At 61.3% G+C, this 18,102-nt stretch carries 18 protein-coding genes; 8 read left to right on the top strand and 10 right to left on the bottom strand.

The window, feature by feature from the left end:
* Window positions 1–26: 26 nt before the first annotated feature.
* Complete coding sequence (locus tag EFD56_RS15920) at window positions 27–1,916, top strand: bifunctional sugar phosphate isomerase/epimerase/4-hydroxyphenylpyruvate dioxygenase family protein (protein WP_126905740.1); 1,890 nt, start codon at window positions 27–29, stop codon at window positions 1,914–1,916.
* A gap of 108 nt (window positions 1,917–2,024) precedes the next feature.
* Here EFD56_RS15920 and EFD56_RS15925 read toward each other — a convergent pair whose 3' ends face one another.
* The 7 genes from EFD56_RS15925 to otsB all read right to left on the bottom strand — a co-directional run bounded on the left by EFD56_RS15925 (window position 2,025) and on the right by otsB (window position 8,902).
* The gene (locus tag EFD56_RS15925; protein ID WP_126905741.1) at window positions 2,025–2,789 is read right to left on the bottom strand and encodes an SDR family NAD(P)-dependent oxidoreductase; all 765 of its coding nucleotides are present in this window, start codon (window positions 2,787–2,789) and stop codon (window positions 2,025–2,027) included.
* Between the two features lie 41 nt (window positions 2,790–2,830).
* Window positions 2,831–3,559 carry an SDR family oxidoreductase gene (locus tag EFD56_RS15930; protein WP_085743885.1) on the bottom strand — a complete coding sequence of 243 codons (729 nt, stop codon included), beginning with the start codon at window positions 3,557–3,559 and terminating at the stop codon, window positions 2,831–2,833.
* 24 nt (window positions 3,560–3,583) lie between these two features.
* Window positions 3,584–4,843, bottom strand: a complete 1,260-nt coding sequence (locus tag EFD56_RS15935) for a sugar ABC transporter permease (protein ID WP_126905742.1) — start codon at window positions 4,841–4,843, stop codon at window positions 3,584–3,586.
* Window positions 4,840–5,661: an ATP-binding cassette domain-containing protein gene (locus EFD56_RS15940; protein ID WP_126905743.1), complete on the bottom strand. Its 822-nt coding sequence runs from the start codon at window positions 5,659–5,661 to the stop codon at window positions 4,840–4,842. The genes EFD56_RS15935 and EFD56_RS15940 overlap by 4 nt, the downstream gene beginning before the upstream one ends.
* Window positions 5,662–5,729: 68 nt before the next feature.
* Window positions 5,730–6,803 (bottom strand): ABC transporter substrate-binding protein, encoded by a 1,074-nt coding sequence (locus EFD56_RS15945; RefSeq protein WP_170967751.1) that lies wholly within the window; start codon window positions 6,801–6,803, stop codon window positions 5,730–5,732.
* Between the two features lie 233 nt (window positions 6,804–7,036).
* A complete protein-coding gene (locus tag EFD56_RS15950) occupies window positions 7,037–7,921 on the bottom strand; it encodes a helix-turn-helix domain-containing protein (RefSeq protein WP_004676167.1) in 885 nt (294 codons plus the stop codon).
* Window positions 7,922–8,122: 201 nt separating this feature from the next.
* Complete coding sequence (gene otsB, locus EFD56_RS15955) at window positions 8,123–8,902, bottom strand: trehalose-phosphatase (RefSeq protein WP_029532090.1); 780 nt, start codon at window positions 8,900–8,902, stop codon at window positions 8,123–8,125.
* A gap of 122 nt (window positions 8,903–9,024) precedes the next feature.
* On the opposite strand from otsB, the gene EFD56_RS15960 reads away from it, so the two are divergent.
* The 5 genes from EFD56_RS15960 to repC all read left to right on the top strand — a co-directional run bounded on the left by EFD56_RS15960 (window position 9,025) and on the right by repC (window position 14,727).
* Complete coding sequence (locus tag EFD56_RS15960) at window positions 9,025–10,110, top strand: ROK family protein (protein WP_126905744.1); 1,086 nt, start codon at window positions 9,025–9,027, stop codon at window positions 10,108–10,110.
* Window positions 10,111–10,602: 492 nt separating this feature from the next.
* Window positions 10,603–10,779 carry a hypothetical protein gene (locus EFD56_RS32635; protein ID WP_004676165.1) on the top strand — a complete coding sequence of 59 codons (177 nt, stop codon included), beginning with the start codon at window positions 10,603–10,605 and terminating at the stop codon, window positions 10,777–10,779.
* A gap of 240 nt (window positions 10,780–11,019) precedes the next feature.
* Window positions 11,020–12,237 carry a plasmid partitioning protein RepA gene (gene repA / locus EFD56_RS15965; RefSeq protein WP_004676164.1) on the top strand — a complete coding sequence of 406 codons (1,218 nt, stop codon included), beginning with the start codon at window positions 11,020–11,022 and terminating at the stop codon, window positions 12,235–12,237.
* Complete coding sequence (gene repB, locus EFD56_RS15970; RefSeq protein WP_126905745.1) at window positions 12,234–13,223, top strand: plasmid partitioning protein RepB; 990 nt, start codon at window positions 12,234–12,236, stop codon at window positions 13,221–13,223. The genes repA and repB overlap by 4 nt, the downstream gene beginning before the upstream one ends.
* Before the next feature lie 199 nt (window positions 13,224–13,422).
* Window positions 13,423–14,727 (top strand): plasmid replication protein RepC, encoded by a 1,305-nt coding sequence (gene repC, locus EFD56_RS15975; protein ID WP_126905746.1) that lies wholly within the window; start codon window positions 13,423–13,425, stop codon window positions 14,725–14,727.
* A 178-nt stretch (window positions 14,728–14,905) separates the two neighbouring features.
* Here the strand turns inward: repC and EFD56_RS15980 are convergent, their stop codons facing one another.
* The 3 genes from EFD56_RS15980 to EFD56_RS32640 are packed head-to-tail and all read right to left on the bottom strand — an operon-like array spanning window position 14,906 to window position 15,658.
* Window positions 14,906–15,229, bottom strand: a complete 324-nt coding sequence (locus EFD56_RS15980) for a type II toxin-antitoxin system RelE/ParE family toxin (RefSeq protein ID WP_064819503.1) — start codon at window positions 15,227–15,229, stop codon at window positions 14,906–14,908.
* The gene (locus EFD56_RS15985) at window positions 15,229–15,510 is read right to left on the bottom strand and encodes a type II toxin-antitoxin system Phd/YefM family antitoxin (protein WP_004676161.1); all 282 of its coding nucleotides are present in this window, start codon (window positions 15,508–15,510) and stop codon (window positions 15,229–15,231) included. Before EFD56_RS15985 ends, EFD56_RS15980 begins: the two co-directional genes overlap by 1 nt.
* A gap of 4 nt (window positions 15,511–15,514) precedes the next feature.
* Window positions 15,515–15,658 (bottom strand): hypothetical protein, encoded by a 144-nt coding sequence (locus EFD56_RS32640; RefSeq protein ID WP_004676160.1) that lies wholly within the window; start codon window positions 15,656–15,658, stop codon window positions 15,515–15,517.
* 70 nt (window positions 15,659–15,728) lie between these two features.
* Between EFD56_RS32640 and EFD56_RS15990 the strand changes: the two genes are divergently transcribed.
* Together EFD56_RS15990 and EFD56_RS15995 are read left to right on the top strand one after the other, a co-directional pair.
* The gene (locus tag EFD56_RS15990; protein WP_126905747.1) at window positions 15,729–16,721 is read left to right on the top strand and encodes an LLM class flavin-dependent oxidoreductase; all 993 of its coding nucleotides are present in this window, start codon (window positions 15,729–15,731) and stop codon (window positions 16,719–16,721) included.
* A gap of 23 nt (window positions 16,722–16,744) precedes the next feature.
* Window positions 16,745–18,094 carry an LLM class flavin-dependent oxidoreductase gene (locus EFD56_RS15995; RefSeq protein WP_126905748.1) on the top strand — a complete coding sequence of 450 codons (1,350 nt, stop codon included), beginning with the start codon at window positions 16,745–16,747 and terminating at the stop codon, window positions 18,092–18,094.
* Window positions 18,095–18,102 lie beyond the last annotated feature (8 nt).

An 18,102-nucleotide genomic window follows, 5' to 3' on the forward strand; every position in this document is an offset into this window, starting at 1 on the left:
CACCGCACTTCGGAAGGACCACTGCGATGAAGACATCGATAGCGACCGTTTCGCTGAGCGGCGACCTCAGCGACAAGCTGGAGGCGATCGCCAAGGCTGGCTTCGACGGGGTGGAGATTTTCGAGAATGACTTGCTGATCTTCGACGAGAGCCCGAGGGAGGTCGGCCGCATGGTGCGCGATCTCGGCATGGAGATCACGCTGTTCCAGCCGTTCCGCGATTTCGAAGGCATGCCGGAGCCGCTGCGCAGCCGCACCTTCGACCGGGCCGAGCGCAAGTTCGACCTGATGCAGGAGATGGGCACCGACCTGGTGCTGGTCTGCTCGAACGTCTCGCCGGCTGCCCTTGGAGGTCTCGACCGGGCGGCGGCCGATTTTCATGACCTCGGCGAGCGCGCCGCCAGGCGCGGCCTGCGCGTCGGTTACGAGGCGCTCGCCTGGGGCCGTCACATCCACGATCATCGCGATGCCTGGGAGATCGTCCGGCGGGCCGATCATCCGAATATCGGCCTGATCCTCGACAGCTTTCATACGCTGTCGCGCAAGATCGACGTCAATTCGATCCGCTCGATCCCGAAGGAGAAGATCTTCATCATCCAGCTTGCCGATGCGCCGCTGATCGACATGGATCTTCTCTACTGGAGCCGTCACTTCCGCAACATGCCCGGCGAAGGCGACCTGCCGGTGCTCGATTTCATGAAGGCGGTCGCCGCCACCGGTTATGACGGTTATCTGTCGCTGGAGATCTTCAACGATCAGTTCCGCGGCGGATCGGCCAGTGCCATTGCCGTCGATGGCCGCCGTTCGCTGATCTATCTCGGCGATCAGGTCAAGCGCCAGCAGCCGGAGAGCGCGCTGCCGGTGCCGGTGATGCCGCCGCGCGCCAAGGTCGAAGGCATCGCCTTCATCGAGTTCACCGCCGACGAGGACGAGGCGGCAGCACTCGAGGCGCTGTTTGCAAGCCTCGGCTTCCATAAGGCGGCCAGACATAAGAGCAAGCGGGTGACGGTGTTTCGCCAGGGCGCCATCAACCTCGTCGTCAACACCGAACGCAAGGGCTTTGCCAGCGCCTCCTATGCCGTGCACGGCACCTCTGCCTATGCCGCCGGGCTGCTGGTTGATGATGCCAAGGCGGCGCTGCAGCGGGCCGTCGCACTCGGCGCCGAACGCTTCGAACAAGCCCTCGATGCCGGTGAGATCGAGATGCCGGCGGTGCGCGGCGTCGGCGGCGGCATCCTCTATTTCCTCGACCGCCACAGCGAACTCGGCCACATCTGGGAGATCGAATTCGACGCGATCGAGGACGCGACGCCGCCACAGTCGGCCGGGCTGCAAGCGATCGACCATATGGCGCAGACGATGAAATACGAGGAGCTTTTGACCTGGCTGCTGTTCTACACCGCGCTTGTTGAGGCCGAGAAGACGCCGATGGTCGATATCGTCGATCCCTCCGGCATCGTCCGCAGCCAGGTGGTCGAGAATGAGCAAGGCTCGCTGCGCATCACCATGAACGGGGCGGAGAACCGCAACACGCTCGCCGGCCGTTTCATCGCCGAGACCTTCGGCTCCGGCATCCAGCACCTTGCCTTCCGGACCGACGACATCTTCGCGACTGCTGCCGCCCTTGCCGCCAACGGCTTCGTGCCGCTTTCGATCTCGCCGAACTATTATGACGATCTCGAAGCTCGCTTCGGCCTGGAGGCCGAATTCGCCGAGCGCCTGAAGGCCAACAACATCCTCTATGACCGCGACGAGGCCGGCGAATATTTCCAGCTCTACAGCCCGACCTATGGCGAGGGGCTGTTCTTCGAGATCGTCGAGCGGCGTGGCTATCGCGGTTATGGTGCCGCCAACGCCATCTTCAGGATCGCCGCCCTGAGGAAACATCTGCGGCCGGCAGGCCTGCCCCGCGCCTGAGACGCGCTGTCAGGCAGGTTCTCGGCATAAGCTCGTCACGGGGAAGAATGGCAAGGCAACAGTCAGCATCGATGCAGAGGACCCCTCCCCCGATGCCACCGTCGCCCTCTATCGCGTCGTATAGCCGCCGTCGATGACAAGCACTTCGCCGGTGATGTAGCTTGCCGCCGCCGAGCAGAGGAACAAGGCGGCGCCGGCCACCTCTTCCGGCTGTCCGACGCGTCCCATCGGGGTCATGCTGCGCCAGATCGGAAACCAGTCGGGATTGTCGATGCCGCCGCGTGACAGATCGGTGTCGATATAGCCGGGGGCGATGGCGTTGACGCGGATGTTTTCGGCGGCGATCTCGCTTGCCAGGCTCTTCGTCATCATATGAACCGCCGCCTTAGAGGTGTTGTAGGCGACCTGGTTCTGCGGAATGTTGGAAACGATGCCCGAGATCGAGCCGATATTGAGGATGACGCCGCTGCCCTGGCGCCGCATTGGGGCAAGTGCAGCGCGACAGGCGCGGAACACCGCGTCGACATTGACAGTCATGATCTCGCGCCAGATGGGATCGGGGAATTCGCCGCTGTCGCCATGAATGGCGATGCCGGCATTGTTGACGAGAATGTCGAGCCGGCCTGTCCGCGAGAGCGTCTCGGTGACGAGGGCGTCGGCGGCATCGTTTTTTATCAGGTCGGCGGCGATGAACTCGCAATCGACACCGGCCTCGGCGAGCCGGTCTTCGGCCGCCGCATTGCGTGACCTTCCGGCAATGACGACTTTGGCGCCCGCCTCGCCGAGCGCCTCGGCAATCGCCAGCCCGATGCCGCGCGTGCCGCCGGTCACAAGCGCCACCTGTTCATCCAGTCGAAACCTATCGAAGATCATGTCCGTTTCCTTCTATGATTGCGAAAGGCCGGCAGCCCTCGTCAGATATCCGTGCTTTGCGGCAGGATGACCAGATCGCGAATCGTGATGTTGCGCGGGCGCGTCAGCATGAAAAGTACCGCATCGGCCACTTCCTTCGCCTCCATCAGGCCGCCCGCGGCAAGCGCCTCGTCCAGCTTCTCCTGCGGCCAGTCGCTGAGAAGTGCGGTGACGACAGGGCCCGGGGCGATGGCACCGACGCGCAGGCCATGCTTGGCGACCTGGCGCCTCAGTGTGTGGACGAAGGCCTGGACGGCATGTTTCGAAGCCGTGTAAATCGGTTCCCAGACGACGGGGACCATGCCGGCAACCGAACTCGTCAGGATGATATCCCCGGTCTTGCGCTCGACCATGTGCGGCAGGACGGCATGCACCGAACGGAACGCGGCGTTGACGTTCAGATTGAGCATACGGTCCCAGGCGTCGGGGTCGCCGGTCAGCACCTCGCCGCCGATATAGGAACCGGCGTTGGCGTGGAAAATATCCAGCTGGCCTGCCTTCGCCAGGATCTCAGGCATCATCCGCGCCACGCTTTTCGGATCCGTGAGGTCGACGACCAGGGGAATGGCATGGGCACCGAGCGCCGAGCAGATTTCCTTCAATGCTTCTTCGTTGCGGTCGACCAGCACCACTCGGGCGCCGGCGGCAAGCATGGCCTTGGCGCATTCCAGGCCGATACCCGATGCGGCTCCGGTGACGGCCGCGACTTTTCCAGACAGATCCTGTCCCATTTTCTTCCTCTGTTGTTGAGTGTTTTAGGCCCGGCCGTGCGAAATGCGGGATCGGCGTGCCAGCGAGTCGACGATGACGGCGACGGCAAGGACGGCGCCGGTGATCATGTACCGAAGCGACGATGACAGATCGAGAAGCGTCAGCCCGCTGGCGATCGACTGGATGACGATGATGCCGAGAAGGGCTGAATAGGCGCTGCCGCGCCCGCCGAACAGGCTGGTGCCGCCGATCACCGCCGCGGCAATGGCATTGAGATTGACGTCGCCGGTGCCGGCCTGCTGGCTTGCCGTCGCGAGCCGCGCGGCCGAGAGCACGCCGCCGGTCGCCGCAAGCAGGGCACAGGCAACGAAGGCGCTGGCATAAATGCGCGAGACGTTGATGCCGGAGCGGCGGGCAGCCTCCCTGTTGCCGCCGACGGCATGCATGGAGCGGCCCCATTTGGTGCGCGTCAGCGCATAGTTCATCGCGATGACGAGCCCGACGAAGAGGCCGAACATCCAGGGAATGCCGCGCGATTGATTGAGATAGAAGGCGACCGCTTCCAGGGCGAGCGTGATGACGACGGCGCGCAGACACAGTCCGCCGGTCGATTTCGACGACAGGCCGGCGGCTCGCCGGCGCGCCGACGTGCGGTAGCTTGCGAGAAAGAAGGCAAGGCCGGCAAGTGCCACGAGCGCATAAGAGACCGGATCCGGCATGACCATGATCTGGCCGAAATTGACGAGCCAGGAACCGTAGGGGAGATTGATCGAACCGGTCGCTCCGAGGATATAAAGCTGCAAGCCGAGAACCGCGAGCAGGCCCGACAGGGTGGAGACGAAGCTCGGCATGCCGAAACGGTTGAACAGGAAGGCGTAGAGCGAGCCGATCAGGGCGCCGACGCTCATCGCGGCGAGGACCGCCAGCACCACTGGCCAGCCCTGGTTGACCCAGAAGACACCGACCAATGCCGAGGCGAAACCGCTGACCGAGCCGACGGAAAGATCGATCTCGCCCACCATCAGGATGCAGACGATGCCGAGCGAGATGACGCCGACCGTCGAACAGTCGAAAAGCATGTTGACGAGGTTGGCGCTGGAGAGAAACACCGGATTGAGTGCCTGGAACACCGTCCAGATGATCGCCAGACCGACAATAACCGGCAACGAGCCGAGGTCGCCGGAGCGGATGCGATCCCAAAAGGCGCGGATCGAGCCGGCAAGGCTGTCGTCATGGCGCACCCTTTCGTCGCGCCGGTCGAGGAGCTGAGGTGCTGTCGGTTCGTTCGGGATCGTCTTCATCATGGCCTTCCCTCCTCGTTTTGCTGGCCTTGTGCCTGGCGGCGCATGGCGCGGCGGGAGACGGAATTGTTGGACGCGCCGGTGATCGCGCTGACGAGCGCCTCGTTGGAGGCATCGGGCATGAAGGTGCCGTTGTTGCGCCCGAGCCGCAGAACGACGATGCGGTCGGCGACGGCACGCACATCCTCCATATTGTGGCTGATCATGATAACGCCGAGACCGCGTTCGCGCACACGCTCGATCAGGTCCAGCACTTCGGCGGTCTGCGCAACACCCAGCGCGGCCGTCGGTTCGTCGAGCATGATCAGTTTCGGCTCAAGCAGCAGCGACCGGGCAATTGCCACGGTCTGGCGCTGGCCGCCGGAAAGCGAGGCCACGGGCTCACGCACGCTTGGGATTCGGGCCGAAAGCTCGTTCAGCAGCTTCCAGGCGCGGATCTCCATAGCGACCTCGTCGAGCTGGAAAGGGTTGAGCTCCTTGCCGAGGAAAATATTGGCGACTACATCGAGATTTTCGCAAAGCGCCAGATCCTGAAATACGGTCGCAATGCCGAGATCGAGCGCAGCACTCGGGCTCGACAGGTCTGCTTGTTTGCCCTCGAACAGGATCGTGCCCGAGCTCGGCTGGTGCACACCGGCCAGGATCTTGATCAGCGTCGATTTACCGGCGCCGTTGTCGCCGACGAGCGCCACGACCTCGCCGGCATGCACGTCGAGTTCGATATCGGTAAGCGCCGACACGGCCCCGAAGTTCTTCGAGATACCGCGCAGGCTGAGAACGGGCTGGCGGGAGCCGTCAAGCATATGAGAGGTGTCGGACATCGCCTGGCCTTTCCGAAGCGAAAACTGGAAGCGCGATCGGCGATCCGGCCGCGCTTGCCTTGGCTCGATTACTTGGTGATGCCGAGTTTCTTGCAGCCATCGGCATAGCGGCCGGTGCACAGTTCCTCGGCGGTGTTGATCTTCTTGTCGATGATCTCTGCCTTGAGATTTTCGGCGGTGACGACAGCTGGCACGAAAAGCTGTGCCGGCGTGTCGTACAGCGTCATTTCCGCCTTGATCGTCTCTCCTGCCAGGAGCTTCACGGCGACGTCGGCGGCGGCCGCGGCGACGATTTCGCTCGGCTTGGAGATCGTATTGTACTGATCCCCCGATATGATCAGCTGCAGCGCGGCGATCGTCGCATCATTGCCGGTCACCGGCGGTACGGGATCGATACCGGCTGCCTTGAAGGCGGCGATGGCGCCGCCGCCGGTACCGTCATTGGCGGCGACGACGCCGACGATCTGTTTGCCGAAGCGGGTGATCTGGCCGGCCGCCCATTGCTGCGCATTTGCCGGCTGCCAGTTCGGCGTGTCGAATTCGGCAAGCGTCTTGTAGCCGCCGCTGGCAAGACCCTCGTGAATGCCGTCCTTGATCAGTCCGGCGGCCGCGTCGGTCGGCGAACCGTTGATCTGCAGAATGCCGCCACCATCGGTCGGCACATTCTTCGCCTTCAGATGCTTGACCAGCGATTCCGCGATCGCCTTGCCGATCGCCTTGTTGTCGAAGGAGACGTAAAAATCGGCCTTGCCCTTCGGGATCGGGCGGTCATAGGCGATGACCTTGACGCCCTGGCTCTGAGCGAGTTGGACGAGAGATGCGGCAGCGGCCGAATCCACCGGATCGAGCACGATGACCTTGGCGCCCTGGGTGATGGCCGAATTGAACTGCTGCTGCTGTTTGGCGATATCGGCATCGGCATTCTGATAGAGGACCTTGCACGAGGCGCAAAGCTTCTTCATTTCCGCGACGAATCCCGGATGGTCGTGTTCTTCGTAACGGGTCGAGCCCTGGTCGGGCATGAGGAAGGCGACCGTCGCATCAGCCACGGCACTTTGCGCAAAGGCGGAAGTACCGCCGAACAGGGATAGGGCAAGTGTTGCGGCGCCTGCCGCTTTCGTCGAGAATTTCATCATTTCCATCTCCTCCCATTGGAAAAATTGTGTAACTTCGTCGCGCGGTGTTCTGCTGAACCAGCCGCCTTGCCTGTCCCGGCAATTTGCAGTTTTCTGAGGACAAGCGTCTGCTCTCGCGAACAGCTCATTGCGTGTCCGCGTTCAACCAGTGCCAGTTTTGTCCCTCCTCTCGTCCTCCCTATCGCCGCCTTCGGCGGATGGTTCTTCCTATTTCCTGGAACCGCGGTGGTTCGACTTGCTTAAGCCGCCTTGACCACGTTGATATTGTCGCCCAGCAACCGCCGGAAGCGGGACGGCGTCATGCCCTTTTCCGCGAGAAACTGGCGGTTGAAGTTGGACAGATTGTTGAAGCCGACCTCGAAGCAGATATCGGTGATCGACGCATGGTCGTCGCTCATCAGGATCTGGCAGGCGAGATTGATGCGCAGGCGTTTGACATATTGCACAAGCGACATGCCGGTATGCCGGCGGAAGGCGCGCGAAAAAGCGCCCGTGGACTGTCCTGCAATTCCGGCAAGATCGGCCTCGTCGAATGATTTCGTCAGGTTCTCCCTGATATAGGCGAGTGCCTTGTTGATGCCGGCCGACATATAGCCCGATGGATCGGGCAGATAGCTCGGGCTGGCCAGAAGCTGGGCATCCTGCGCCCGGCTGAGCAGGCCGATCATCATCATAAAAAGCTCGATGCGGCGCACGCCCTGCGCCTGCTGCACCTCATTCATCAGCGGTGCGACCTGCCGGCTGGTCTCGGCGCCGAAGAGCACGCCGCGACGGGAGGCTTCCAGCACCGGCTCGAAGGGACCGAGCTCGGCCAACACCTTCATCGTGTCGCTGATGAAATTCTCGCTGAACTGGATGAGCTGGCATCGCAGCGGAATGCTCGATCCCTTCGGCACGTCGCTGATCCAGTTATGGGGAAGATTGGGGCCGGCGAGAACGAGATTGCCCGGCTCGAACTCCCCGATGAAATCGCCGACGAAATAGCGCCCGGTTGTCGCCACGACGAGATGGAGTTCGTATTCCGGATGGAAATGCCAACGAACCGTGTGATAGGGATAGCCGTGGGCCTTCGTTGCGAAAGATTCGCCCGGCCTGATCTGAACGACTTCCAAGTCAGGTTCCATCGTTTCCTCCTCCGAGGACGGGTTCCAAGCCCACCCGCCAAATTCCCTTTTTGGCTTTATTATTGAGCGGAGTGTAGTGGTCTCGTTGCGCCCCTGCCACCACGATTCGTGGTCAAAACCGATACTTTTTTGATAATTGACGCCGCGCAGGCGGCGCAAATGACGGCGATAACTCGCACCGGAGATCGCCCAAAACCTATGTCAGGCGGCCAGGGCGGCAATAACGTTCCTGACCAGAGCAGCCGAAGACAGCCGGCTTGTGGCGCAGCTCGGAGCGCCGATCGCCCCGACACGGACGGATACGCCACCGCGGGCATTGGCGATCGCAAACATCGACTCATCGGTCAGATCATCGCCGATGGTGATCGGGCAGCGGTTCTTGAAGGGGTCGAATTGGAAAAACCGCTCCAGCGCATCACCCTTGCTCGACCGTGCCGGCCGCAGTTCGAACACCATCTTGCCGAGTTGCAGCGCCCAGTTCGGCCCTGCGACCTCGGCATAATGATGCATGCGCTCTTCGAGCACTTTTTCATATTCGGGCGCGAGCCGGTAATGGGCGGCAACAGCCGCGCCCTTGTCCTCGATCAGCACGCCCGGATAGTGCTCGGCTTCGGCGGTCAGCGCATGTTTCAGCGCCTGAAACTCGGGTGTCGCCTCGAGCGTATGCATCCCGGCGGCACTCCTGATCTCGGCGCCGTGCAGGCCCGCGGTCGGAAATGCAAAAGGTTTAAACAGCTCGTCTGCGTAGGCAAGCGATCGTCCGGTCACCAGCGCCAGGGCGCCGCCGAGCTTGTTCGACAGACGATGAAGTTGCCCGGGAAGGGCTTCCGGGACCTCGATCGCATCCGGAGTGGGCGCAAGATTGAGCAGCGTTCCGTCAATATCGAGAAACATTGCCCAGTGCTCCGGCTCGTTCAAAACCAATGAAAGCATTTCCTGTGTGGCGGTGTCATCCTGCACGGTCTTCTCCAAGCTCTGCAATCATTGAAGCTAGGTCGCCGGCCGGCAACGACAAGATACCTCGGCCGTCGGGAACATCCGCAGGCAAGTCGGCGTTTTATCTCGCCGCCCGTTCCAGCACTCGCGTCGTAAAAGGTACATTGATGGCCAAAAGCAGTTCAAAGCATAGTGACGAGGTCAATGCTCCATTGGCGCATGGTGCGACCGTTCTGCCGCTGGTGACTATCGACGACTATAACAACGAACTGCGGGACAAGAACGGTTTCGTTGGCGACAACGCCAACAAGAAGACCTTCCAGCAGAAACTCGACGATTGGAGAAAACATGTCCGCAAGTTCGGAGACGACCCGATCGGCAAGATTGAGACAGCGAAGCTCTCCAAGAAAAAGATCGAGGCTCTGCTGAAGGGAGACGATATGGAGGCCGCCGCCCTGATCATGGGCGCGGTGGAGGACTTCGCGCAGGATTTTGCCACAGTGATCGGGAAATTTCTCAAGGACGAGCGCTGGTCCAAGACCGAGCGCATCGTCGTCGGCGGCGGCTTCAGGCAAAGCCGCTTCGGGGAGCTGACGATCGCCAGAACCATGGTTATCCTCAAGGCGGCAGGCACCAATATTGAGGTCGTCCCGATCGCCCACCATCCTGATGAGGCCGGACTGATCGGTTCGGTGCATCTGATGCCGCCCTGGATGTTCAAGGGCTATGAGGCGATGCTGGCCGTCGATATTGGCGGCACCAACGTCCGTGCCGGCGTTGTCGAGTTCGGAAAGGAAAAAGGGCCGCACTTTGCCGACGCGAGCGTCTGGGAATCGGTCATCTGGCGCCATGCCAACGACGAGCCGAGCCGCAGTGCGACGGTAGAAAGGCTGGCGGCAATGCTGCAGGAGTTGATTGACAAGGCCGAAAGGGCCAATCTGAAGCCGGCTCCGATCATCGGGATCGGCTGCCCAGGCATCATCAAGGCCGACGGCTCGATCGAACGCGGCGGGCAGAACCTGCCGGGCGGCAATTGGGAGAGTGACAGCTTCAATCTTCCCGCCGCGCTGATGAAGGCCGTTCCCGAGATCGGCGATCACAGCACATTCGTGATGATGCACAACGACGCCGTCGTGCAGGGATTGTCGCAGATCCCCTTCATGCACGACGTGTCACGATGGGCGGTGCTGACCATCGGCACCGGTCTGGGCAACGCCCACTTTACCAATCGCGAAGGAATGAAAGTGGGATAACGTTCAAAATCTTTCCGGTGGATCGTCGACTGGCACGCGGCAGCGCATTGATCCTTGCGATCCATCCCTGTATCCGATGGCGCGCAGCCTTATGGTAAACAGGTGGTAAATAAGGGGAAATTCAGCAGGCGGAAGCAAAATTGCCGATAAGTTCCGCTAGGACGGCTCGCTTTCAGCGAATATGAAGATCGGTTCGGTTGAAAGACGGGGGTCAGGCAGCCGGCCTCGTTGTGTTGAGCATAGCCATCCGCATCTGATTCGACTACCGCACTGCCCCGCTTTTTCAGACGCGCGGGAGGGCTTATGCACCAGCGCGGTTCCTGCGATCCCCGTCGGCGGTTTGCGCCATAATGGGTCTTCTTTCCCTCCCCTCCCCCTTTCTGCCTTGTATGGAAAAGATGGTGATAAACGTGCCAGGCAGTTCTCGCCAGGGTCAAATTGCGCTTAACTTCCAGACCTCAGGCAAGTCCATACACAGACGAAAGATGGAAGATGAATTTCAAGGGAATAAGCGCTCCGCTCAATGCCGGCCGTCTCGAACAAATGCTCGGCATTGCTCCGGCACGTCGCGATCCCGAGAGCCAAGATGCAAATGACAAGTCCTCCGGCAACGAACCCGTCCGCGGGCTGGAAGCTGAAAGCCTGTACCGCTCGTCTGTCTATAAATAAGAAATGGCCCAACTGAGCCATTCGGCTATGAGTCGACGACATTTGACGGCTCGGGGGGCTTGCGGGATGCAGTCTCTGCGCCGTTGTCAGCTGACAACGGCGCTAAGATTCCGGAATTCCACGTAATTTTTCTGCTGAATCCGGTTTGTTATTGGTTGGCTAACCAAGAAACCGCTTGACGGAATCGCCAGACTCACGGTCATTTGCGCAAAATTACCCGATTTATCAGGATTTGCGTGAATGCCGACCAAGGCCGCGATTGTTGAGAAAGCCAAGAGAGCCAGTCAAGTCTCGATCGACGAGACGATTGCCCAGGACTCGACGATGCTCAGCAGCCAGCTGCAGGTGCTGTTCGAGCGGTTGTTTTCCCCCGATGCCCGGAAATCGCTGCGGCGGTTCAGCAGCACCGAGACCGCCAAGTTGCTCGGCGTCACCGACAGTTATGTTCGCCACCTCGCCGCCCAGGTGGAAACGATCAATCCCGAGAAGACGGCCTCCGGCCGCCGGGTGTTCTCGCTCGAAGAAATTCATGCGATGCGCCAGCATCTCGGCCGCACCAAACCGTCTTATCTGCCGATGCGCCGGCCGGGCGACCATCTCCAGGTGATCGCGGTTACCAATTTCAAAGGTGGCTCGGGCAAGACGACGACGTCCATCCATCTGGCGCAGTTCCTGGCGCTGCGCGGCTACCGCGTCCTTGCCGTCGACCTCGACCCACAGGCATCGATGTCGGCGATGCTCGGATATCAGCCGGAATTCGATGTCGGCGAGAACGAGACGCTCTACGGCGCCATCAAATATGACGAGACACGCCGCGACGTCGCCGACATCGTCCGCCAGACCTATTTCCCAGGTCTCGATCTCATCCCCGGCAATCTCGAACTGCACGAATTCGAACACGACACGCCAAAAGCGCTGGCCGATACCAATCGCGACGACAAGGACATGTTCTTCATGCGGGTGGGCAATGCGCTGCATTCGCTGGAGCAGAGCTACGACGTCGTCATCATCGATTGCCCGCCTACCCTCGGCTTCCTGACGCTGTCGGCTCTCTGTGCAGCGACGGCCGTGCTGATTACGGTTCATCCGCAGATGCTCGACGTGGCCTCGATGAACCAGTTCCTGACGATGACCTCCGACCTTCTGGCCGTGGTCAAGCAGGCGGGCGGCAACCTCGAATATGACTGGATGCGCTATCTGGTCACCCGCTATGAGGCCAATGATGGTCCGCAGGCCCAGATCGTCGCCTTCCTGCGCAGCCTGTTCGGCGAGCGTGTACTGACCTCGATGATGGTCAAGTCGACGGCGGTTTCGGATGCCGGCCTGTCGAAGCAGACGATCTACGAGGCCGGACGCGAGACGATGCATCGCCAGACCTATGACCGCGGCGTCGAGTCCGTCGACAACGTCAATGCCGAGGTCGAGCAACTCATTCGCAGTGCATGGAGCAGGACATGAGCCCAAAAGGACGCGATATCCTGAAGAGCATGGTCGGCGCCGTGGAGCCGGCACGGCCGGAGGCGCCGGGCGCGCCGCCGCCGCACCGGCCCTCCGGCGCGGTCAAGGCGATGAACCTGTCGCTTGGACGATTGGGTGAGGAAGCGGCGGCCGCCAAGGCGCTGCGTGAATCACTGGCCTCCGGCGACAAGGTGCTGGAGATCGATCCGGCTGCCGTCGAAATGTCCTTTATCCGCGACCGCATCCCGGTCGACAAGGATCTCGAATTCGAGCGGTTGAAGCAGTCGATCCAGGAAAGCGGGCAGCAGGTGCCGATCCTGGTGCGGCCGGATCCCGTCAAGGCCGGGCATTACCAGGCCGCCTACGGTCACAGACGGCTGCGTGCAGCTGCGGAGATCGGGGTTACGGTCAAGGCCGTGGTGCGCAAGCTGACGGATGAAGAATTGATCCTCGCACAGGGTCAGGAAAACGGCCCGCGCGTCGACTTGAGTTTCATCGAAAGGGCGCTGTTTGCGCGACGCATGGATGAACACGGCTTCAGCCGCGACATGATTGCCCAGGCGCTGGCGACGGACAAGCCGGAAACGTCAAGGCTACTGCAGGTGGCGCAGACGATCGATCCCGAGATCATTCTGGCCATCGGACCGGCGCCCAAGGTCGGGCGTCCGCGCTGGTTGGCCTTTGCCGAGAAATTCAGGGAGGCAGGCGGGCGGAAAAAGGCGCAGGCCGCAATCGGCGCTGCAGCTTTCCACACGCTGGAGAGCAATAGCCGCTTCGATATCATCTGGAAGGCGCTGGAAGAAAAGAGCGCACCGCAGCGGGCGGAGCAGACGCTTCGGACCCGAAGCGGGGGAACGCTCGCTTCGGTGACCCGTGCTGGAAAAACCTTTCGCATCGCCGTCAAATCGGCGGCGTTTTCGGAATTCCTGGCCCGGCGGTTGATAGGCCTCGCCGCTGAGTTCGAAGAGGAAAATGAGGGAAAATGAGGCAGTTAGACCGATTGTCAGCTGACAATTCGGACAGGAGATAACGCGCAAAAGAAAAAAGCCCCCGAACGTCACCGTCACGGAAGCTTTCCTCGCAGTCTTGAACACCTCCGAGAATCGCACTTCCGAGAATCGCTGTCAAGAGTTTTTGGCGCCGTTTTGGCGAGCGGATTTCTTTTGCCTCGTCGAGGTGGAAGAGATGGAAACCGGAAGTATAACGACGCCCTTCGGGCGGCGGCCGATGACGCTTGGCATGCTCGCAAGCCAGGTGATGGCGGGTGAGATCAAGCCTGATCAATCGGTCGACAAATGGAAGCTGTTTCGTGCGCTGTGCGAAGCAAAGCCGCTGCTTGGCATCAGCGACCGGGCGCTAGCGGTGCTCAATGCGCTCTTGAGCTTCTATCCCAAGAACGAGCTGGCCGAGGAAAACGGGTTGATCGTATTCCCGTCGAATGTCCAGCTTTCGCTGAGAACGCATGGCATGGCCGAGCAGACCGTGCGGCGCCATCTTACAGCACTCGTCGAGGCGGGGCTTCTGCTGCGCAAGGATAGTCCCAACGGCAAGCGTTATGTCCGCAGGGACAGGGCAGGGGAGGTCAACGACGCCTTCGGCTTTTCGCTGGCGCCGCTGCTTGCGCGCGCCGAAGAGATCGAACAACTGGCCGCTGAGGTGATGGCCGAGCGGCTGCATGTCCAGCGCCTGCGCGAACGCATCACGCTTTGTCGTCGTGATATCGCCAAGCTGATCGAAGCGGCCATCGAAGAGGACGTTGAGGGGGATTGGCAGAGCCTTCACCTGGAGTTCCGGGAACTGATCGAAGGCCTGCCACGGTCACCGACGACGGCACAGCTGGAACAATTGCTGGACGAATTGACGGCGCTTCGGGTGGATATCCTTAACCGGCTGGAAAGTCGAGCTAAAGCGATAAAACAGCGCGGCAATGCCTCTCATATCGAGCGTCACATACAGAATTCAAACCCCGACTCCATCTCTGAACTTGAACCAGGCTTCGACACGAAGCAGGGCGCGAGGGCGGAGCAAGACAATGGGCGAGGTGCCGTGACGCCGGAAGAGGGGAGGAGCGAGGCGATCCGTTCGGACAATCGGCCGGGACGGCAGGTTGGACGACCAGGCGGCCGTGATGATGCCGGCGGATTGAAATCCTTCCCGCTCGGCCTGGTTTTGCAGGCCTGCCCCGAGATCCTTGCCTACGGGCCGGATGGCGTGATCCGAAACTGGCGCGACCTGATGACGGCAGCCGTCACAGTTCGATCGATGCTGGGCGTCAGCCCGTCCGCCTATGAGGAGGCGGCAAGTGTGATGGGCGCGGAAAATGCCGCGACCGTGATGGCGTGCATCCTGGAGCGCGGAGGCCACATCAATTCCGCCGGCGGCTATCTTCGCGACCTGACGCGGCGTAGCGAAAAGGGAGAATTCGCGATCGGCCCGATGTTGATGGCGCTCTTGCGGGCAAATGCGCCGGCCGGCCGAAAGGCGGGATAAGTTTTCGGCGCTCGTCCGGGTCATCCATGCTCGGATGATCGCCGGCGACGATGCCCAAGGAGAGGGGGATGCCGAATGTTACAGCAGGTCGCGCAAAAGTGTGCAGCGGTTTTGCGGCAACGACATGCGTAAAAACAAAGAGCTAAAGCGAAGCGAATCTGAAAGATCGCGACGCGCTTTAGCGGATCAGCCTTCGTTCCAGGAAGGCCTGCATATCGCGACGGCCGTCTGCCACGCAGTAGACGACGACGTCGGTGCCGATGATGCGGTAGATCATGCGCCAGGGCTTATGGTGCAGTTCGCGATATTCGGAGATACCGATGCTGGCCAGTTCCTTCGGAATATTTCCGCGTGCCGGGAATTCTTCGAGATCGGCGCAGGCGCTTTCGATTTCCGTCAGGATGCGCTGTGCCATCTCGGCGCCGTCGCGGGCGGCAATGAAACGATAGAGATCCTCGACGTCGCGTTCCGCGTCCTCGGCAAGAAGAACACGATAACGCATCAGGACTGGTCGTCGGCCAGACGTTTGCGGATGCGCGCGAAGGATTCCGATGCAGGACGCAGCTTGCCTTCCTCGACCTGTCGATTGGTGAGCGCCAGCACCTTCAGCAGCGCCAGCGTTTCCTGCGTTTCTTCATATTGGCCGACATCCTGAAGGATCGCCTTGGCCTCGCCGTGAAGGGTAATGACGACGGGCTGCGGATTGTCCTTCAGCGTCCGGATGATCTCGGGCGCGTGTGCCTTGAGATAGCTGATCGGCTTGACCTGTTCTGACAGCTTCATGCGGCTACTCCATGTTGACCAGAATATAGATCATTAAATGGTCGATTGAAAGATCCATGCGCATGCGCGCCCGCATTCCCGGCGTCTGAATTTCCGTCGCAGCTGCGGCTGCTTTTTTCCTCTCAGTGTCCGCGAAAGAGAATGTCATTTCTTATCATGATATTTGTCTACTGATTTTATAGATTAAATATTACAACTACTGAGCGGATCGTGGCGCCATGACCTACCTCCTCAGCCTTCTCGACAAAAGCCCGATCGAACAGGGCCTCTCCGCCGCCGACGCGTTGCGGGCGACGGTAAAGATTGCCGCCCGGGCTGAGGAGCTCGGTTATCACCGTTTCTGGGTCGCCGAACATCACAACATGTCCAACCTGGCGAGTTCCGCGCCGGAGGCGCTGATCGCCTATCTTCTCGCCAAGACTTCGAGGATCCGGGTCGGCTCCGGCGGCGTGATGCTGCAGCACTACAGCGCCTACAAGGTTGCCGAGACCTTCAATCTCCTGGCATCGCTTGCGCCTGGCCGCGTCGACCTCGGCGTCGGCAAGGCGCCGGGCGGCTTTCCGCTGTCGACGCGCGCCTTGCAGCTTGCCGTCGATCCGGTGAGGAAGCCGGATTTTGCGAGCCAGCTTTCCGATCTCAACACCTATCTCGCGGCGGATCCCAGTTACGACGGTGCCCAGGCGACCCCTTTCCCGCCGACGGCTCCGGAGCGTTTCTTGCTCGGCGCCAGCGTCGAGAGCGCCGAACTCGCGGCCGAGAAGGGGTGGGAGCTCGTCTTCGCCGGCCATCTAAATGGCGATCCCGACAATCTGCGCAAGACCTTCGAAGCCTATGAACGGGCCTCGGGCGGCAAGCGCCCCATCCTGGCGCTCGCGGCCTTCGCTGCCGAAAGCGAGGAATATGCCCGCGAGCGTGTCGGTAAGCTTCGGATCGTCAAAGTGTTCCTGCCGAACGGTCAGACCGTCAATGTCGGCAGCGAAGAGCAAGCAGCCGAATTCGCCCGGCAGGCCGGCGTCACCGATTACCGCATCGAGGAGAGGGTGCCGAGCGTGCTGCACGGCACGGCAAAGCAGATCCGCAAGGAACTGGACGAGCTCCACCGCCGCCACGGCGTCAAGGAATTCGTGCTGGACACGCCGGCGCTTTCAACCGCCGACCGCCTTGCCTCCATCGAGCTGCTCGCCGCCGAGCGCCTTTCCCTCGTCGCCTGACCTTTCCAAGGAGGATCGATCCCATGGCTCAGAAACACGTCACATTCGGCATCATGCTGCAAGGTCCCGGCGGCCATATGAATGCCTGGAAACATCCGAGCGTACCGGCCGATGCCAGCGTCAATTTCGATTTCTTTGTGACGACGGCGCGCAAGGCGGAGGCAACAGGCATCGCTTTCGCCTTTGTCGCGGACGGGCTCTATATCAACGAGCAGTCGATCCCGCATTTCCTCAACCGGTTCGAGCCGATCGCCATTCTCTCGGCGCTGGCGGCTTCCACCTCGAAGATCGGCCTCGTCGGCACGGTCTCGACTTCCTACAGCGATCCTTTCACCATTGCCCGCCAGTTTGCCACGATCGATCTCATCAGCGGCGGCAGGGCAGGGTGGAATGCGGTGACCTCGCCGCTCGAGGGTTCGGGGCGAAATTACAGCCGTGAACATCCTGAGCACGAGCTGCGCTATGAGATCGCCGAGGATTATATCGATGCGATCAAAGGTCTCTGGGATTCCTGGGACGACGACGCTTTCGTGCGCAATCGCGAGACCGGCGTCTTTGTCGACAAGGCGAAGATGCATCGCCTGAACCATAAGGGCCGGTTCTTCCGCATCGAAGGACCGCTCAATATCGGTCGCTCGAAGCAAGGTCAGCCGGTGATCTTCCAGGCGGGCGCTTCGGACTCCGGCATCAGGCTTGCCGGCAAGCATGCCGATGCCGTTTTCACCAATGGCGGACCGTTCGAAGAGGCTCAAGGCTTCTATCGGCAGCTCAAGGACAGTGTCATCGCTCAGGGACGCGCCGCGGCTGAGGTCGGCATCTATCCCGGCATCGGCCCGATCGTCGGAAAGACGTCGGAGGAGGCGGAAGCCAAGTATCAGGCGATCCGCAATCTCGTCACGATCGAGGAGGCGCTCCTCTATCTCGGCCGCTTCTTCGATCATCACGATTTCAGCGTCTACCCGCTCGATGAGGCTTTCCCCGACATAGGCGATATCGGCAGGAATAATTTCCGCGCCACCACCGACCGCATCAAGAGGACGGCGCGCGAGAAGGGGCTGACGCTCCGCCAGGTCGCACTCGATTCCGCGACGCCGCGCACTGCCTTCATCGGCACGGCGGAGCATATCGCCGACGAGATCATCCGCTGGGTTGATCATGGCGCCGCCGACGGCTTCATTCTCGGCTTCCCGGTCATCGCCGAAGGCTTCGACGACTTCGCCGAGCACGTCCTGCCGATCCTGACCGCGCGCGGTTATTTCGATCCGGTCCTGAGGGGCGAGACGCTGCGCGATCATCTGGGCCTCCCCTTCCGGGAAAGCCGGTATGCGGCCGGCGCCGATCAGGTTGAGCAGGGAAGGGCTGTCGGCGCCTGAGGCGCCGA

This window comes from Rhizobium phaseoli (assembly GCF_003985125.1).
In the GTDB taxonomy this organism is placed as follows: Bacteria; Pseudomonadota; Alphaproteobacteria; order Rhizobiales; family Rhizobiaceae; genus Rhizobium; species Rhizobium phaseoli.

Bases quoted from the DNA above. Each gene is read 5' to 3' on its own strand.
- repC (WP_126905746.1), top strand. From the start codon at position 13,423: ATGGAAACCGGAAGTATAACGACGCCCTTCGGGCGGCGGCCGATGACG.
- EFD56_RS15980 (WP_064819503.1), bottom strand. From the start codon at position 15,229: ATGCGTTATCGTGTTCTTCTTGCCGAGGACGCGGAACGCGACGTCGAG.
- EFD56_RS15960 (WP_126905744.1), top strand. From the start codon at position 9,025: ATGGCCAAAAGCAGTTCAAAGCATAGTGACGAGGTCAATGCTCCATTG.
- EFD56_RS15945 (WP_170967751.1), bottom strand. From the start codon at position 6,803: ATGGAAATGATGAAATTCTCGACGAAAGCGGCAGGCGCCGCAACACTT.
- EFD56_RS15925 (WP_126905741.1), bottom strand. From the start codon at position 2,789: ATGATCTTCGATAGGTTTCGACTGGATGAACAGGTGGCGCTTGTGACC.
- EFD56_RS15920 (WP_126905740.1), top strand. From the start codon at position 27: ATGAAGACATCGATAGCGACCGTTTCGCTGAGCGGCGACCTCAGCGAC.
- EFD56_RS15930 (WP_085743885.1), bottom strand. From the start codon at position 3,559: ATGGGACAGGATCTGTCTGGAAAAGTCGCGGCCGTCACCGGAGCCGCA.
- EFD56_RS15995 (WP_126905748.1), top strand. From the start codon at position 16,745: ATGGCTCAGAAACACGTCACATTCGGCATCATGCTGCAAGGTCCCGGC.
- EFD56_RS15990 (WP_126905747.1), top strand. From the start codon at position 15,729: ATGACCTACCTCCTCAGCCTTCTCGACAAAAGCCCGATCGAACAGGGC.
- EFD56_RS15985 (WP_004676161.1), bottom strand. From the start codon at position 15,510: ATGAAGCTGTCAGAACAGGTCAAGCCGATCAGCTATCTCAAGGCACAC.
- EFD56_RS15935 (WP_126905742.1), bottom strand. From the start codon at position 4,843: ATGATGAAGACGATCCCGAACGAACCGACAGCACCTCAGCTCCTCGAC.
- EFD56_RS32640 (WP_004676160.1), bottom strand. From the start codon at position 15,658: ATGACATTCTCTTTCGCGGACACTGAGAGGAAAAAAGCAGCCGCAGCT.
- EFD56_RS32635 (WP_004676165.1), top strand. From the start codon at position 10,603: ATGAATTTCAAGGGAATAAGCGCTCCGCTCAATGCCGGCCGTCTCGAA.
- EFD56_RS15950 (WP_004676167.1), bottom strand. From the start codon at position 7,921: ATGGAACCTGACTTGGAAGTCGTTCAGATCAGGCCGGGCGAATCTTTC.
- repA (WP_004676164.1), top strand. From the start codon at position 11,020: ATGCCGACCAAGGCCGCGATTGTTGAGAAAGCCAAGAGAGCCAGTCAA.
- repB (WP_126905745.1), top strand. From the start codon at position 12,234: ATGAGCCCAAAAGGACGCGATATCCTGAAGAGCATGGTCGGCGCCGTG.
- EFD56_RS15940 (WP_126905743.1), bottom strand. From the start codon at position 5,661: ATGTCCGACACCTCTCATATGCTTGACGGCTCCCGCCAGCCCGTTCTC.